Origin of the sequence: Chromatium okenii, assembly GCF_002958735.1 — a bacterium.
Classification (GTDB): Bacteria; Pseudomonadota; Gammaproteobacteria; order Chromatiales; family Chromatiaceae; genus Chromatium; species Chromatium okenii_A.
The window spans coordinates 1-13,211 of sequence record NZ_PPGH01000023.1 but is presented as its reverse complement, the minus strand read 5'-3'; the positions used below and the strand labels follow the sequence as shown (position 1 = coordinate 13,211).

At 50.4% G+C, this 13,211-nt stretch carries 21 protein-coding genes and 4 pseudogenes; 8 read left to right on the top strand and 17 right to left on the bottom strand.

The genetic code is table 11. The features are described 5' to 3' along the window. The 3 genes from CXB77_RS04950 to CXB77_RS04940 all read left to right on the top strand — a co-directional run. The coding region (locus CXB77_RS04950; RefSeq protein WP_172452535.1) for a DUF4340 domain-containing protein at window positions 1–307 on the top strand (307 nt) is incomplete at its 5' end. Beyond that, window positions 304–519: a hypothetical protein gene (locus CXB77_RS04945; RefSeq protein ID WP_105073030.1), complete on the top strand. Its 216-nt coding sequence runs from the start codon at window positions 304–306 to the stop codon at window positions 517–519. The genes CXB77_RS04950 and CXB77_RS04945, both read left to right, overlap by 4 nt. Then, window positions 506–739, top strand: a complete 234-nt coding sequence (locus tag CXB77_RS04940) for a FeoC-like transcriptional regulator (protein ID WP_105073029.1) — start codon at window positions 506–508, stop codon at window positions 737–739. Before CXB77_RS04945 ends, CXB77_RS04940 begins: the two co-directional genes overlap by 14 nt. Here the strand turns inward: CXB77_RS04940 and CXB77_RS04935 are convergent. The 3 genes and pseudogenes from CXB77_RS04935 to CXB77_RS04925 all read right to left on the bottom strand — a co-directional run bounded on the left by CXB77_RS04935 (window position 736) and on the right by CXB77_RS04925 (window position 3,968). Further along, complete coding sequence (locus CXB77_RS04935; protein ID WP_105073028.1) at window positions 736–1,032, bottom strand: FmdB family zinc ribbon protein; 297 nt, start codon at window positions 1,030–1,032, stop codon at window positions 736–738. The two genes, CXB77_RS04940 and CXB77_RS04935, sit on opposite strands and share 4 nt — an antisense overlap. 98 nt (window positions 1,033–1,130) lie before the next feature. Next, window positions 1,131–2,573: pseudogene (locus CXB77_RS04930) on the bottom strand (anthranilate synthase component I family protein). A gap of 162 nt (window positions 2,574–2,735) precedes the next feature. Then, a pseudogene (locus CXB77_RS04925) lies at window positions 2,736–3,968 on the bottom strand (DUF1015 domain-containing protein). 212 nt (window positions 3,969–4,180) lie between these two features. On the opposite strand from CXB77_RS04925, the gene CXB77_RS21270 reads away from it, so the two are divergent. Next, window positions 4,181–4,312: a hypothetical protein gene (locus CXB77_RS21270; protein ID WP_242445469.1), complete on the top strand. Its 132-nt coding sequence runs from the start codon at window positions 4,181–4,183 to the stop codon at window positions 4,310–4,312. 129 nt (window positions 4,313–4,441) lie between these two features. Here the strand turns inward: CXB77_RS21270 and CXB77_RS04915 are convergent, their stop codons facing one another. From CXB77_RS04915 to CXB77_RS21260, 12 genes and pseudogenes are all read right to left on the bottom strand, one after another. Continuing rightward, window positions 4,442–4,747: a nucleotidyltransferase domain-containing protein gene (locus CXB77_RS04915; RefSeq protein ID WP_105073027.1), complete on the bottom strand. Its 306-nt coding sequence runs from the start codon at window positions 4,745–4,747 to the stop codon at window positions 4,442–4,444. Beyond that, window positions 4,747–5,165: pseudogene (locus CXB77_RS04910) on the bottom strand (nucleotidyltransferase substrate binding protein). The gene CXB77_RS04915 and the pseudogene CXB77_RS04910 overlap by 1 nt, the downstream one beginning before the upstream one ends. Before the next feature lie 39 nt (window positions 5,166–5,204). Beyond that, window positions 5,205–5,549 carry a transcriptional regulator gene (locus tag CXB77_RS04905; protein ID WP_105073026.1) on the bottom strand — a complete coding sequence of 115 codons (345 nt, stop codon included), beginning with the start codon at window positions 5,547–5,549 and terminating at the stop codon, window positions 5,205–5,207. After that, the gene (locus CXB77_RS04900) at window positions 5,546–5,842 is read right to left on the bottom strand and encodes a toxin-antitoxin system TumE family protein (RefSeq protein ID WP_105073032.1); all 297 of its coding nucleotides are present in this window, start codon (window positions 5,840–5,842) and stop codon (window positions 5,546–5,548) included. Before CXB77_RS04900 ends, CXB77_RS04905 begins: the two co-directional genes overlap by 4 nt. A gap of 134 nt (window positions 5,843–5,976) precedes the next feature. After that, complete coding sequence (locus CXB77_RS23590; protein ID WP_347338058.1) at window positions 5,977–6,189, bottom strand: hypothetical protein; 213 nt, start codon at window positions 6,187–6,189, stop codon at window positions 5,977–5,979. A 1-nt stretch (window position 6,190) separates the two neighbouring features. Beyond that, a complete protein-coding gene (locus CXB77_RS23585) occupies window positions 6,191–6,343 on the bottom strand; it encodes a hypothetical protein (RefSeq protein ID WP_347338057.1) in 153 nt (50 codons plus the stop codon). Between the two features lie 31 nt (window positions 6,344–6,374). Further along, a complete protein-coding gene (locus CXB77_RS04890) occupies window positions 6,375–7,322 on the bottom strand; it encodes an amino acid--tRNA ligase-related protein (RefSeq protein WP_277949351.1) in 948 nt (315 codons plus the stop codon). Then, window positions 7,222–7,617 carry an amino acid--tRNA ligase-related protein gene (locus CXB77_RS22900; RefSeq protein WP_277949352.1) on the bottom strand — a complete coding sequence of 132 codons (396 nt, stop codon included), beginning with the start codon at window positions 7,615–7,617 and terminating at the stop codon, window positions 7,222–7,224. Before CXB77_RS22900 ends, CXB77_RS04890 begins: the two co-directional genes overlap by 101 nt. Then, complete coding sequence (locus CXB77_RS21265) at window positions 7,503–8,114, bottom strand: OB-fold nucleic acid binding domain-containing protein (RefSeq protein WP_242445468.1); 612 nt, start codon at window positions 8,112–8,114, stop codon at window positions 7,503–7,505. Before CXB77_RS21265 ends, CXB77_RS22900 begins: the two co-directional genes overlap by 115 nt. 83 nt (window positions 8,115–8,197) lie before the next feature. Further along, window positions 8,198–8,989, bottom strand: coding sequence for a hypothetical protein (locus tag CXB77_RS04885; protein ID WP_197711009.1), 792 nt, complete (start codon window positions 8,987–8,989; stop codon window positions 8,198–8,200). A 106-nt stretch (window positions 8,990–9,095) separates the two neighbouring features. Then, a complete protein-coding gene (locus CXB77_RS20250) occupies window positions 9,096–9,260 on the bottom strand; it encodes a hypothetical protein (RefSeq protein WP_197711008.1) in 165 nt (54 codons plus the stop codon). After that, window positions 9,251–9,439 (bottom strand): YchJ family metal-binding protein, encoded by a 189-nt coding sequence (locus CXB77_RS21260; RefSeq protein WP_242445467.1) that lies wholly within the window; start codon window positions 9,437–9,439, stop codon window positions 9,251–9,253. Before CXB77_RS21260 ends, CXB77_RS20250 begins: the two co-directional genes overlap by 10 nt. Before the next feature lie 177 nt (window positions 9,440–9,616). On the opposite strand from CXB77_RS21260, the gene CXB77_RS04875 reads away from it, so the two are divergent. The 4 genes and pseudogenes from CXB77_RS04875 (at window position 9,617) to CXB77_RS19050 (ending at window position 12,291) form a co-directional block, all read left to right on the top strand. Then, window positions 9,617–9,898, top strand: coding sequence for a cupin domain-containing protein (locus tag CXB77_RS04875; protein ID WP_105073025.1), 282 nt, complete (start codon window positions 9,617–9,619; stop codon window positions 9,896–9,898). A gap of 104 nt (window positions 9,899–10,002) precedes the next feature. Further along, a pseudogene (gene rpoH, locus CXB77_RS04870) lies at window positions 10,003–10,814 on the top strand (RNA polymerase sigma factor RpoH). A gap of 397 nt (window positions 10,815–11,211) precedes the next feature. After that, window positions 11,212–11,832, top strand: a complete 621-nt coding sequence (locus tag CXB77_RS04860; protein WP_146108692.1) for a hypothetical protein — start codon at window positions 11,212–11,214, stop codon at window positions 11,830–11,832. Between the two features lie 273 nt (window positions 11,833–12,105). After that, entirely contained in the window at window positions 12,106–12,291 is a 186-nt protein-coding gene (locus tag CXB77_RS19050; RefSeq protein ID WP_146108691.1) for a hypothetical protein, read from the top strand. Window positions 12,292–12,641: 350 nt separating this feature from the next. On the opposite strand, the gene CXB77_RS20235 is transcribed toward CXB77_RS19050, so the two are convergent. Both CXB77_RS20235 and CXB77_RS23580 read right to left on the bottom strand, forming a co-directional pair. After that, window positions 12,642–12,854 (bottom strand): hypothetical protein, encoded by a 213-nt coding sequence (locus tag CXB77_RS20235; protein ID WP_197711004.1) that lies wholly within the window; start codon window positions 12,852–12,854, stop codon window positions 12,642–12,644. 47 nt (window positions 12,855–12,901) lie between these two features. Continuing rightward, entirely contained in the window at window positions 12,902–13,060 is a 159-nt protein-coding gene (locus CXB77_RS23580) for a class I SAM-dependent methyltransferase (protein WP_347338059.1), read from the bottom strand. Between the last annotated feature and the right edge of the window lie 151 nt (window positions 13,061–13,211).

Sequence of the window (13,211 nt, the reverse complement as noted above, 5' to 3'; positions counted from 1 at the left end):
AGTGGCAACGTTATTAATTGGAGATGCGCCGGGATTTCGGCGGCTGTTGGCGCGACCAGCAACGGATGCCGCAGTGTACGAGTTGACGCTGGCGCTGTCTGACGTGTCGAATCGGCGCGAGGATTGGTTTGATTCGACGCTGCTGCAAGTGCCGCTGGCGCAATTGGTACGGATCGAAAGTACGGATTGGACGCTGGTGAAAGACGGAGCGGGCTGGCGTTTTGATGGCAACGCAGCGACGGTGAATCAGGAACAAGCCAAATCACTGGTGACGCGCTTGGCGAATCTCACTTATCGCAAGGTTTGACGGCAGACGATTTCGCTGATGAAACGCAGTCATCGCGCCAGTTCACGCTGACGCTGGCGGATGGTCGCAAACGGGTTTATCGGTTATCGCAATTGAAAGACAGCGCAGATTACGTGCTGCGTGATGGCGAACATCCGTGGCGGTTTCAGCTTTCAACTTATGACGTTGGCGATCTGCTGGCGCTGGAGGTGAAGAACAATGCTGATTTCTGAACTTTTGCGCTATTTACACGACAACCAACGCGCTGCGCTGCGCGATCTAGCCAGTCATTTCGACATCGAACCAGAAGCATTGCGCGGAATGTTGGAACTGTTAGAACGACGCGGAAGAGTACGCAAATTGCCAGCAAATACGCCCTGCGCGGGCGGTTGCTGTAGCTGCGATCCAGCATCAATTGAGATTTATGAGTGGATCGCAGCAGAACAGAATTAAGCGGCTGGCTTCGGCGGTGTTGGCGCAGCAGCTGGCGCAGTGCTGGCGCTCTCAGTTTTCGCCGGAGCAGTAGCAGTTTTATCGCCGCTGTCGTGAAGATTTTTCTGGTTGTTCTTTTTGAAATCCGTTTCATACCAACCGCCGCCTTTGAGCCGAAAACCGGCAGCAGACAGTTGTTTTTTCAATGTGGGCTGGCCACAGTTCGGACAATCAATCAATAGCGGATCGCTGATTTTTTGAATCTTTTCCAGCGCCTCGCCACAGTTTTCACAACGGTATTCATAAATCGGCATAGTGTGTATCCAGATAAGCCTTAAAGCATTAAAAGTGCTATCAATTTAGACCTTTTTTAATCCACAGCCGTAACGATCAATTCCGACTTCAGCCGCAGTCACAGCGCGGAAAATTGCCGTCCTTTATTCAACGTTTCCTGCCATTCTGATTCCGGCACTGAATCCGCAACAATTCCAGCGCCAGCTTGAATATGCAGCATTCCGTTTTGAAACCGCAGTGCGAATGGCAATTGCCGTATCCATATTACCATTCCATGCTAAATAACCGACTGCGCCGGAATAAATACCGCGTTTAACCGGCTCCAATTCGTCGATGATTTCCATTGCGCGAATTTTCGGTGCACCAGACACTGTTCCTGCCGGAAAAGTTGCTCGCAATACGTCAATTGCAGTCATTCCATCTTTTAATGTGCCAATTCACATTAGACACAATGTGCATGACATGTGAATAGCGTTCAACAATCATTTTATCGGTCAACCGCACACTACCAATTTCCGCGACGCGCCAGTGTCATTGCGTCCCAAATCAATCAGCATTAAATGCTCGGCGCGTTCTTTTGGATCGGCAAGCAATTCCGCTTCGAGCACCTGATCTTCCGCCTCGGTATGACCGCGCCGCCGCGTCCCAGCAATCGGCGCACCGTGACGATGCCATCTTCCAAGCGCGTCAAAATTTCCGGCGATGAACCGACGATTTGAAAGCCGCCGAGATCGAGAAAATACATATATGGCGAGGGGTTAAGTCCGCGCAGCGCCCGATATAAATCCAACGGTGCAGCAGTAAACGGAATGGACAGCCGCTGCGACAGTACGACCTGCATACAATCACCGGCGCTGATGTATTCCTTAATTTTATCAACTGCTTGTTTGAATCCATCCTCCGTAAAACCGGAGATAAAATCCGCTTCATGGACATCGCGGGCGTTGGCGCTGGGTTGGTGCGGCACTGCTTCGCGCATTCGAGCGGTTAATTCTGCCAATCGCGCCTCGCCAGCCTCCAGCGTATCGCCAGCCGTCGGATCAAGATGCACGATGATGTGCAGCCGTCCGCTCAGGTTGTCGAACACTACCACTTCATCGGACACCATCAGCAAAATATCTGGATTTTCAAGCAGATCGGGATTCGGACACTGCGCCAATTTCGGTTCGATGTAGCGAATGGTGTCGTAGCCGAAATAGCCCACCAGCCCGCCGGTGAAGCGCGGCAAACCCGCGACTTCGGCAACTTGAAACTGCTGCTGATAAGCATCAATCCACGCCAGCGGATCGGACGCAATAATGGTGTTAATTACTTGCCCATCGCGTTCAATCTGAATGGTGGTGCCATGAATCCGAATTAACGTCCGGCACGGTAAACCAATGATTGAATAGCGCCCCCATTTCTCACCACCTTGCACCGATTCAAATAGATATGAATACGGCGCAGCAGCGAGTTTGAGATAAACGCTCAATGGCGTATCGAGATCAGCGAGTATTTCGCAAGCAATGGGAATGCGGTTATAACCTTGTGCAGCAAGGGCTTGAAACGTTTTGGGGGTCATGGCGTGATTCCTAAATAGCGATGCTGGCGCATGAATTTAATTAAACAGTGGGTAGTGATCCTGTCAGTAGGGTGATAATTTCTTAATCCTTTATAACTAAAGGATAAAAGTCTTTACAACCCTATTGATGAAGTCATTACCACTTTGTGAATAAAGTTGGATTTAATCCAACACCAGCGACACCAAACCGTCCGCCAATTTCGGCTCAAACCACGTCGATTTTGGCGGCATCACTTCACCTGCATCTGCCACCGCCATTAAATCCGCCATGCCAGTCGGATGCAGCGCAAACGCCACTGCCATTTCACCGGAATCAACCCGCTTCACCAGCGCCTCCAAACCACGAATTCCGCCAATAAAATCAATGCGATCATCGCGGCGCGGATCGTGAATGCCAAACAGCGGCGCAATCACGTTGTCTTGCAGCAGACTGACATCAAGCCGCGCTACCGGATCGTCGTGGGGAATTCGCGCTGGGTCGAGCGTCAACCGATACCAATGCCCAGCCAGATACATTCCAAATTCGGTCGGGCGTGTCGGTTTGACTGGCGTGCGCTGCTTCGATGGCAAACGCGACCGCCAGATGATTCATCAGACCGTCAACGGTCATCCCGTGCAAATCTTTGATCACGCGGTTGTAATCGAGAATCTGCATCTGGTCGTGCGGGAAAATCACTGCCAGAAAACCCTGATGCGCAGTCGCTTCAACCGGATTCGCGGCGCGTCGCGCTGCTGCAACGCGTGATGCAGCAGCAGAACGATGATGACCGTCAGCAACGTAAAGTGCTTCAAGCGCGTCAAATGCGCGGTTAATTGCGCGATCTGCGCGGCATCACTGATTGTCCACAATTCATGGCGCACGCCGTCAGCAGCAGTCAAATCCACTTCGGCAGGATTGGCGCTGACAGCGGCGAGCACGTCATCAATTGCAGCGGTGGCGCGATAAACGAGAAATACCGGCCCAGTTTGCGCGTTGAGTGCCTCAATTTGGCGGACGCGATCATCTTCTTTTACTGGGCGCGTGAACTCGTGCTTTTTAATGCGGTCGGCGTCATAGGCCGCGACCGAGGCGCTGGTGACCAAACCCGTTTGCTGATGTGTGCCCATCGTCAAGCGATAGACGTAATAACACGGCGAGGAATCGCGGATGAGCACACCTTCCGCCAGCATCGTTTGCAGATTTTCCTGCGCCTTCGCGTACACCGTTGGGCTATACGGATCAATGCCTTCCGGTAAATCCACTTCCGGGCGCGAAATGTGCAGAAAACTCCACGGGCGACCTTCCACCATGCGCCGCGCTTCGGCAGCATTCATCACGTCATACGGCGGCGCGGCGATGTCAGCGGCGCGACCGGGCGCAGGACGTAAACCAGCAAAGGGTTCAATCAGGGACATAAAAAGCCTCTCGAATCGGTAGTAATAAAGAAATTTGATCGCAATTTAAGCAGTCGGCTGGCGCGATAAACCAGAGCATTCACATTAAATACGGAACATGCCATGAGCAATAGCAATTATCTTAAAGATTTAGTGTTATTTCGGAATGATCCCAGCAAAGTTGCACCGATTCGTGCTGCCGCGAACGTGGCGAAATCAATGCGCAATATGCAATGGGTTTAATTTGCGCTGAAGGGCGCGGCGTTAGCATTGATTTAGCACAAGCACATTATTGGCTCTCGTTGGCAATTGACCAAGGTGATCGTGACGCAGTGCGTTTGCGCGAAGTGGTCGGCTTCAAATGAATGATGCGGAATATCATGCAGCAAAACGGTTATACGCAGCCGGCGTTTTGCATTTCCCAGAATCGACACAACAGCATTAAATCAACTTGACTTCAGTTTGAAAAATAGCGGTTTGAACATGCAAAAAGGTTATTCGCGTTCATAAAAGACCATCCCAACCCGGTGAATATGCTCACGCAGCGCCGGGTTTTCGATAGTCTCAAATAACGATAAATCAACAGTATGAGGAATATCTGAATCATCCAATGCCCAAGCAATTGCCGACAGCGTGTCATAATCCAACGCATCTCCCAACAGCGTTAAATCAATATCTGAACCGTTGTGGTAATTGCCTTTAGCGCGAGAACCATAAATCACCGCCTTTTGCACTGCGGGATATTGATTCAAAATTGTGCGCACTATTGCACAGACGTTTTCTGATAAACCAAATTCCATTAGTGTTCCTCAGTCACACGCGCTAGAAAATACTGATAAAGCTCTGCAAATTCAGGGTAAAAGCGCGGAAAAATCGCCGCATAAATCCGCTCGGCAATGGCGCGATCATAGGCATGAGAAGTGAGATTTCTGGATTGAATCATCTCCATCCACAGCTCGCCATTTGTAATGATTTTACGCTTAAATGCTTCTCGTGTGTATCACGCGAACCAATTAAACCAACATGCCCCTGAAATTCAAGATAATCCTTTATCAGATTCCAAGCCAGCTCGTGCGTGTATTCAAATCCTTGAATCACGCCCTGCTTTTCTAATTTGCTGAGTGGTCTATTTTCTGTCAGTTCTCGGCTTTCTTTCAGTTCGTTCAAAGCCTTGCTGTAGTTATCAAACCGTTGTTTCCAACGAATATCCTGATTCATTGCGCTGCTTCCGTATCAGTTGGGTTGACTGTCAATCCTTTACGCCGCATGTGCCAATGTCATGTGAATTTCTAATGTCTCAAAAGGTACGCCAATGTTGGTATCATCTTGTTGTTCAATCAAACCAAGTTCAATTAACCGCGTTACGTCAGCATGTATGATTGCTTCATCGCGTTGAGTCATTTGCGCTAGTTTTATCACGCTGCAACATCCAATCCGTGCCAGCAGGTTAATCAGTTCTAACCGTGCTGGCGTGATGTCACTAAATAGCGTTTCTACTGAGTTAAAGCTCAAAATATAGTTAGGATTGCCACCAGCAGCGAGATCAGCAAGTGCTGCATCAAATACTGCACCAAAAGGTGCTACTTCAATAATTGCTTTCATGGTTTCCACCTTAGTATGTCTGCTCGGAAATCCCGAATCAGTTGTTCTGGTGTTGAAAAAAGATAACTTTCTTCTTGTCCATTAACGTGTCGATGGTCTCCTTTGCCACGTTCGTTGTCATAACGAACAACGCAAATCCCATTCACAATGTATGCTAATCGGTACTTGAAATGATGCTGACAAGGTAAAAGTGCTGTTGGCAATTTCCAAATAACGAGATGAACACTGCTACCATCATCACGGCGCTCACAGCGATTGAGTAGTGATATAGCTTTTGATTGAATATCGTTCATTTGCATGTGGTATAAATCGCTAGGCTGGCAACTCAAACTTTGAGTGATTCAATCCTACCATTTTACAAATCGCCTGCCGATTACTCCATGAGCCAGTTAATTGCGCAGCGCCGCTGCCGGCAGCCAGCGATATTCTAAATGTTCCGCGCACTGAGTTGAATGGTTCGCCGTTCATTTAATATCAGCGCAAACCAGTATTCACGATTAAACCGGACGTTTGGCGCATAACGACTGCGCCACACCGGAATAATCGGAAATAACACTGAATGCCGCAAATCAATTAACCCGCCGCCAACGCGTAAACCAGTTTCTTCATACACTTCTCGCGCTGCGGCTAAACGCGGCAATTCACCGCGTTCTAAACTGCCCGTTACCGATTGCCAAAATCCCGCCGGGCGCACTCCGCCGCAGCAGCAAAAATTCGCCGCTGCGGGTGCAAATCACCACGAGCACTGATTGAGCGCGTTTGAACTTTGGCACGGTAAGCGGCGCGTCGTTCAAGCGCGAGTCCGCAGCCGCAGCGCCAGCTCTTTCAACTGCGCTTCGTCCACTGCCGACGGCGCATCGTCAACAAACAGGCAGCCGTTTGGGTTTTCGGGAACGCCATCACGTCGCGGATTGAAGTCGCGCCGGTCATCAACATCACCAGCCGATCCAGCCCAAACGCCATGCCGCCGTGCGGAGGGCAGCCAAACTTCAATGCTTTCAATAAGAAACCAAAACGGTCTTCCGCCTGTTCCTCGCTGATCGCCAGCAGTTTGAAAACCTGTTGCTGCATCGCGGCGCTGTGAATACGAATGGAACCGCCGCCGATTTCCGTGCCATTCAAAACCATGTCGTAAGCCCGCGACAGACACGCGCCCGGATCGCGCTCCAATTGATCAATTTGATCGACCTTCGGCGCAGTGAACGGATGATGCAGCGCGACCCAGCGTTGATTGGCGGGATCGTGTTCAAACATCGGGAAATCAGTCACCCACAGCGGCTGCCAGCCCTCGCTCATCAAGCCGCGCTCTTGCCCCAGCTTGACCCGCAACGCGCCGATGGATTCGTTGACGACGTTGGTTTTATCTGCGCCAAAGAAAATCAAATCGCCGTCCACTGCGCCCGTGCGTTCCATGATGCCGGCGAGCGCCGCGGGGCAGATTCTTGACAATCGGCGATTGCAACCCGTCGCGCCCTTTCTCCGCCCAAGCGTTGACCTTGATATATGCCAGCCCTTTTGCGCCGTAAATGCCGACAAATTGGTGTAAGCGTCGATTTCTTTGCGGGTTAATTCGCCGCCCTTCGGTAAACGCAGCGCGACCACGCGCCCATTCGGGTCTTTGGCTGGCGCGGCAAAAACTTGAAAATCAACGTCTTGCATTAAATCCGCTAGATCAATCAATTCCAGCGGCACACGCAAATCGGGACGATCCGAACCAAAGCGGCGCATCGCCTCCTGATAGGTTAAACGCGGCAGCGGATCGGGCAACGTCACGCGCGAGCACGTCGCAAAACAGCTCGCGGATCATCGTCTCCATCAGCGTCATCAGCGCGTCTTCGTCCATAAACGAAACTTCGATGTCGAGCTGGGTAAATTCGGGCTGGCGATCAGCGCGGAGGTCTTCATCGCGGAAACAGCGAGCGACCTGATAATAGCGATCCATGCCCGCCATCATCAGTAACTGCTTGAATAATTGGGGCGATTGCGGCAGCGCGAAGAATTCGCCGGGATGGGTGCGGCTGGGCACGAGATAATCCCGCGCACCTTCGGGCGTCGATTTGGTGAGAATCGGCGTCTCAATATCCAGAAAACCGTTGCGATCCAAATAGTTGCGCATTGCTGCGTCACTTGCGCCCGCGTCCGCAGCCGGTTTTGCATTTCGGGACGCCGCAAATCGAGATACCGATAACGCAGCCGCAGCTCTTCCGACGCATCGGCAGCGTGTGTATCTAATTGAATTGGCGGCGTTTCCGAGCTGTTGAGCACTTCCAACTCCAGCCCCAGAATTTCAATCGCGCCGGTCGGCAACTCGGCGTTGACGGTGCCAGCCGGACGCGGGCGCACCGTGCCGGTGATTTTCAACACATATTCGCTGCGCACTTGCTCGGCGCGGTGAAAGACCTCGGCGCGGTCGGGATCAAACACGATCTGCACCAAACCTTCGCGGTCGCGCAAATCAATAAAAATCACGCCACCGTGATCGCGGCGGCGCTGCACCCAGCCGCATAACACGACCGTTTGTGCGTCGTGGCTGGCGGTTAATTCTCCACAATAATGCGTGCGCATTGCTAACTTACTCGCTGTATTCATTAGAAAAGTGATACCGGCGCTACTCCGCCGGACGGGTAAAAAATTGAGCATTCGCTCGGTCAAGGCGGATCGGCGTTGGTAAACCACGCCAATTCTGCCGCCGCCTCTTGGTAATAACGGTGATAGATCGCCAGCGTGGGATCGGCGGCGGTGCGCTCGGCAAAGGCGCAGAGCACTGGATGCTGGGCTTGGGCAAACGTGACGGGATCAAACGCTTTGTGCCAGCGCAGCAACGACGCAAAACCCACGATAAACCGCCCTGCTGCTGGGTTCTGCGCCGCTTTCAGCAACTGCGCCAGCACCGTTGGATAGTGTTTCAACGTGGTGTCTGCGTAGGTGCGCAACATCGGCGCTTCTGCGAGCAGGCAGCGTTCGACATCAAAATCGCTGCGATCAACGATTTTGCGCTGCTGATACACCAGCGGCGCAGTCGCGAAATGTCGCACTTCCAACCTTTGCGCGGCAGCAGCAATCGGCTTGATCGGCGGCGCGGCGATACGGATAAAACGGCATGGTGCGACACCGCAGCGGTTTTTCCGCCTGAATGGCGCAGCGATTTCTGGCGAGAGCGCCGGACAGGGAAACGATGGCGGCAGATATGCGGTCGGCGCAATCAACACGGCAACCCGTTTACGTTTCGCAATCTGCACCACCGTGCCCAATTGCGCAGTCAAATCAAAGGCGCGACTCACTTCCGGCACTGGCGTCCACACCAGCGCCAGCGGAAAACGTCCGGCATTCGCAAACGCATCCGCCACTGTCAACGGCAGCCAACCGTGACAACATTTGCCGCAGCCGGTGCAGGCAAAATGTTGTTCCGATGCTGGTGCAGTCGAACGTTGCACTTTCACCGAATTAAGCCGCACCGCAGCATTTTTTATATTTCTTGCCCGAAACCGCAGGTGCAAGGATCATTGCGGTTGATTTTGGCAACACGCACTGGCGGCGATTTCGGATTCATCTCGCTGCTTTCATACAGCCAGATGCCGTCTTCGCGGCGGAATTGCGACAATTCATGCTGGCATGAATTTTGCCGTGTTGTTGATAACGAAAGATAAATTCCACTTGTCCTGTTTGATCATCGACACCGCCGTCAATAACGCGCACCACTTTCAAGCCCAACCACGTGTTTCCGCCGCAGTGCGCTCGGCATCAGCACGATTAAATTCATCACGCGCTTCGGGCGCATCTGTGCGTTCCAAATGGTCTAACTGTCCAACGGCGTAGGCGGTGTAGCGCGAACGCATTCGCCTCTGCCGTTGGCGCAGGTGCACCAGCGAGAAAAGGGGCGCAGCATTCATCAAACTCACGACCAGAACCACAAGCACAAACCGCCATAAATCACTCCAAAGTTAACAATCGTCATTGAAAATGCAGCGGCAATTTTAGGCGTTACGCGATTGGATTGTAACGACCTGAATGTTTGCAGCATTTACGCTATCACCACTGTCAATCATCAAGATGAGAACTAATGCAATATGAATGATTTAACGATTCGCTGTGAACACAAACCCTCGCCCGCAAAACTGGAAGTGATGGGCATTGATGGCTGGCCGATGTGGAAAAAAGAACCGGCGCAGTTTGCGTGGCATTACGACCGCACTGAAACCTGTTATGTGCTGCGTGGGCGCTTCACGGTCACGCCGAATGGTGGCGAACCGGAAACCTTTGGGCGCGGCGATTTGATTACTTTTCCGGCTGGGCTGTCATGCACTTGGGACGTGCTCGAAGCCGTTGAAAAACACTATCGGTTTGATTAACTGAGAAAAAAATATCTGGCAAATGTCCTACTATATTGGTAGGATTTTAGTCAGACACAACCTCTGAGACAGGAACTGGAACATGGCTAAAGACTTTTTCCCTCATGCCGACTGGCACGATTGAAGCGTATATCAACAGCGCATATCAGATTCCGATGCTGACACCGGAAGAAGAAAAATCGCTGGCTGTGCAGGTGCGCGATCACAACGACATGCTGGCGGCGCGGCGGTTGGTCACTTCGCATTTGCGTTTTGTGATTCGGATTGCGCGGGTTATCTCGGCTATGGATTGCCGCTGCCGGATTTAATTCAAGAAGGAACAGTTGGTTTAATTAAAGCAGTACGCCGTTTCGAGCCGGATATGGGTGTGCGTTTCATTTGCTGTGCATTGGATTCGTGCCGAGATTCACGAATACATTTTGCGCAATTGGCGCATTGTAAAAATTGCCACCACCAAAGCGCAACGCAAATTGTTTTTTAATTTGCGCAGTTCAAAAAAACGCCTCGGTTGGTTTACGAAACAGGAAGTTGATGAAGTTGCCGCAGATTTGGGTGTAAAACCAGAAACTGTATTGCAAATGGAATCGCGGTTATCAAATCAGGATTTATCTTTTGATGGATTAGAAGATGACGACGATGATGCGCCTTCAGCGCCTTCCACTTATCTTCCTGATTTGCGCATGGAGCCAGCGCGAATGCTCGAATACGAAGACAGTGAACGCGATCAACATGATCGCTTGCATTACGCATTAGAAGGTTTGGATGAACGCAGTAAAACGATTTTGCAAGAACGCTGGCTGGCGGAGAAAAAGCAGACATTGCACGAATTAGCCGATCAGTTTGGCGTGTCGGCGGAGCGTATTCGCCAGATTGAAAAAATGCAATGAAAAAACTGCGGTTACAATTAGAAGTGTAGTCGCTTGACATTAAAAAGCCCCGCTGTCGGTATTGTGACAGCGGGGCTTTTTTTGTTATTTAAGACACGACGGGCAGCGTCAGTTTTAGTCGTAGCCCGCAAGATTTACGCAGTGAATGCGGCTGCCAATCAATTCCGCGATTATCTCAGAATTCTGTTTGAAATTTTCAACCTTGAGCGGCAGGATCTGCGCATTTATTTACGCGCTGCAAAATCGTAAAACGCAGCGCATTCTCTAAACAGGGTTCAAAATGTTGGCGCATCCAGTAATGCAAGATGAATAAAAATAAATTGGCACTGGGATTGAGTATTGAGACACTATGATTTTTGATAAAAATTAAGTTTGATTGATACGTCAGTTTTGAGATCAAGCTACAGCATGGTGACAGAGCAAAAAATGAAACATTCACTGGAATACTTTTCCCTGTATTACCTCAACATGTGGTTGACACATGATCGGCTTTACCATGAATCACTGAATAATGGGACTCACGAAGAAAAACTGGTTTTTATTAAGCAAGCGGCGACTTACTATAAAGTTGCCCGAAATTTACCAAAAGAATACGATGAAGATATTGGCTACGCGAGGTATGAACCGGTTATAAAAATCATTGACGAGGTGATCGCTTCTGATTTCTCGGTTGACACTGTGGAGTCGATCAAAAAGGTTCAAGATGAACTCTCCAGAGCGTATGGCGGTAGATGTGTTCTTTCAATCACTACCAAATTGCTGTGGCTAAAAATACGTGACCCAATCATCATTTATGACTCTCAAGCACGTAAAGCATTAAAAACTGATGATGGGGATTTATCGGGGTTTTATACAGCATGGCGAAACGAATACTGCGCACATAGCAAAGCAATCGCCACTATATGCGCCAAGCTAAGTAGTGTTTCGAATACTCTTGCGATCAAAAAATTGCTAATCCAAAATACGTCCAAAACATATCAATGCAGCCTTGGTTTCAAGAGAGAGTATTTGATATGTATTTGTGGCACATCGGACAGTAACATATAACCAAGTGGGTAGTGATCCTATTTATAGGGTAGCGCTTGCGAATGCTGCCTATTTTTTGGTTAATAGCGTTGCATTATGTAGTAGCATCGGTTAAGTTATGCTGCACAGCGTGACCCGAGGATGATTTGAATCCCGCTGCTTGATAATGAATTGAGTGGCAAGAATTCTTGATAAATGTATAGGAGATAAAGACATGTATGGTAACGCTTGTTCATTAAAAGACGTTGATATTCTTAAAATCCAATCTCCGCGCCATAGTGTTGGTGGCCCTATGTGGTTGTTTACAAAGATGTAGATCAACGCTGGGCTATCGTGGCACTGGATTGGGATGGACGACCGCGCTTGGGCATTCGTTGGTTTTGGGGCAACAGTGGCAATCCTCTGTCAAGTGGTTATCCAACGTGGTTTGTCATTCCTAAAACCCTTAACACGCAATATGCTCAACGGTTTAGCAATTAATCACAACATCGCTTGTAAAGTGAACAATTATTTGTGTGGCAAAATTAGCGGAGACGAATTGAAAACCGCCTTAACATCGGTGTCGGTTGGTAGTGATTCGGTAGACGATGGTGCAGAATAAAGATGACGATTTGCAGCATTACTGATGATGATAGCGGAGTAGGTTTTGCGAATCTCACTGCTGACTGTCCGGCAAACAGCTTTATCGAACGTGATGCTCATTTGCATTGGTCGATCCTAAAGCGTTGCGTGTATTAAACAAATATAGCGCTGTTATTAGGCTTTCCCCCAAAACACATAATACGGCACGCGCACTCCCGGCAAATACGGCACGGGAGCACGATGTTCACTCAATTCGTGATTGGTAATAACTGCCGCAATGTATTCAATTGCGCGTGTAAATGAACGCCATCGTGACCAAACCAACGCGGCCACCACCAGCGCGTCAACGCAGCGCGTGGCGCCACCAAACCCGCCGCCGGTTGCGCTTCTGAGACATAAAAATCCACCACGCCCAATTTCCCGCCCGGTTTGAGCAGCGCCAGCGCGTTTGTGTAGCGCACCTTCCCAGTTCGGAATCATCGTCAGCGCATACGAAAAATAAATCACATCAAAGTTGCGCGGATTGATACGTCACTGCATCCGCTTCAATCACCCGTACATTCGGCAAACTGGCGGTGCGTTGTCGCGCCAGCGCCAGCAATGCCGGACATAAATCCACCAATTCCACTGCGCCCAACTGCGCCAGCCGTTCGCCGAAAAACTCCACATTCCGCCCCGTGCCCGCGCCCAAATTCCAGCACGCTCGCGCCCGGCAGCGGCGCTAATCGCTCCATCAAATCAGCGCGTCCGTGCAGCAAACGTTCCCGAAAAGCGTCGTATTGTGCTGCCTGTGGCGCATAAAACGCTGTCAACCGTTC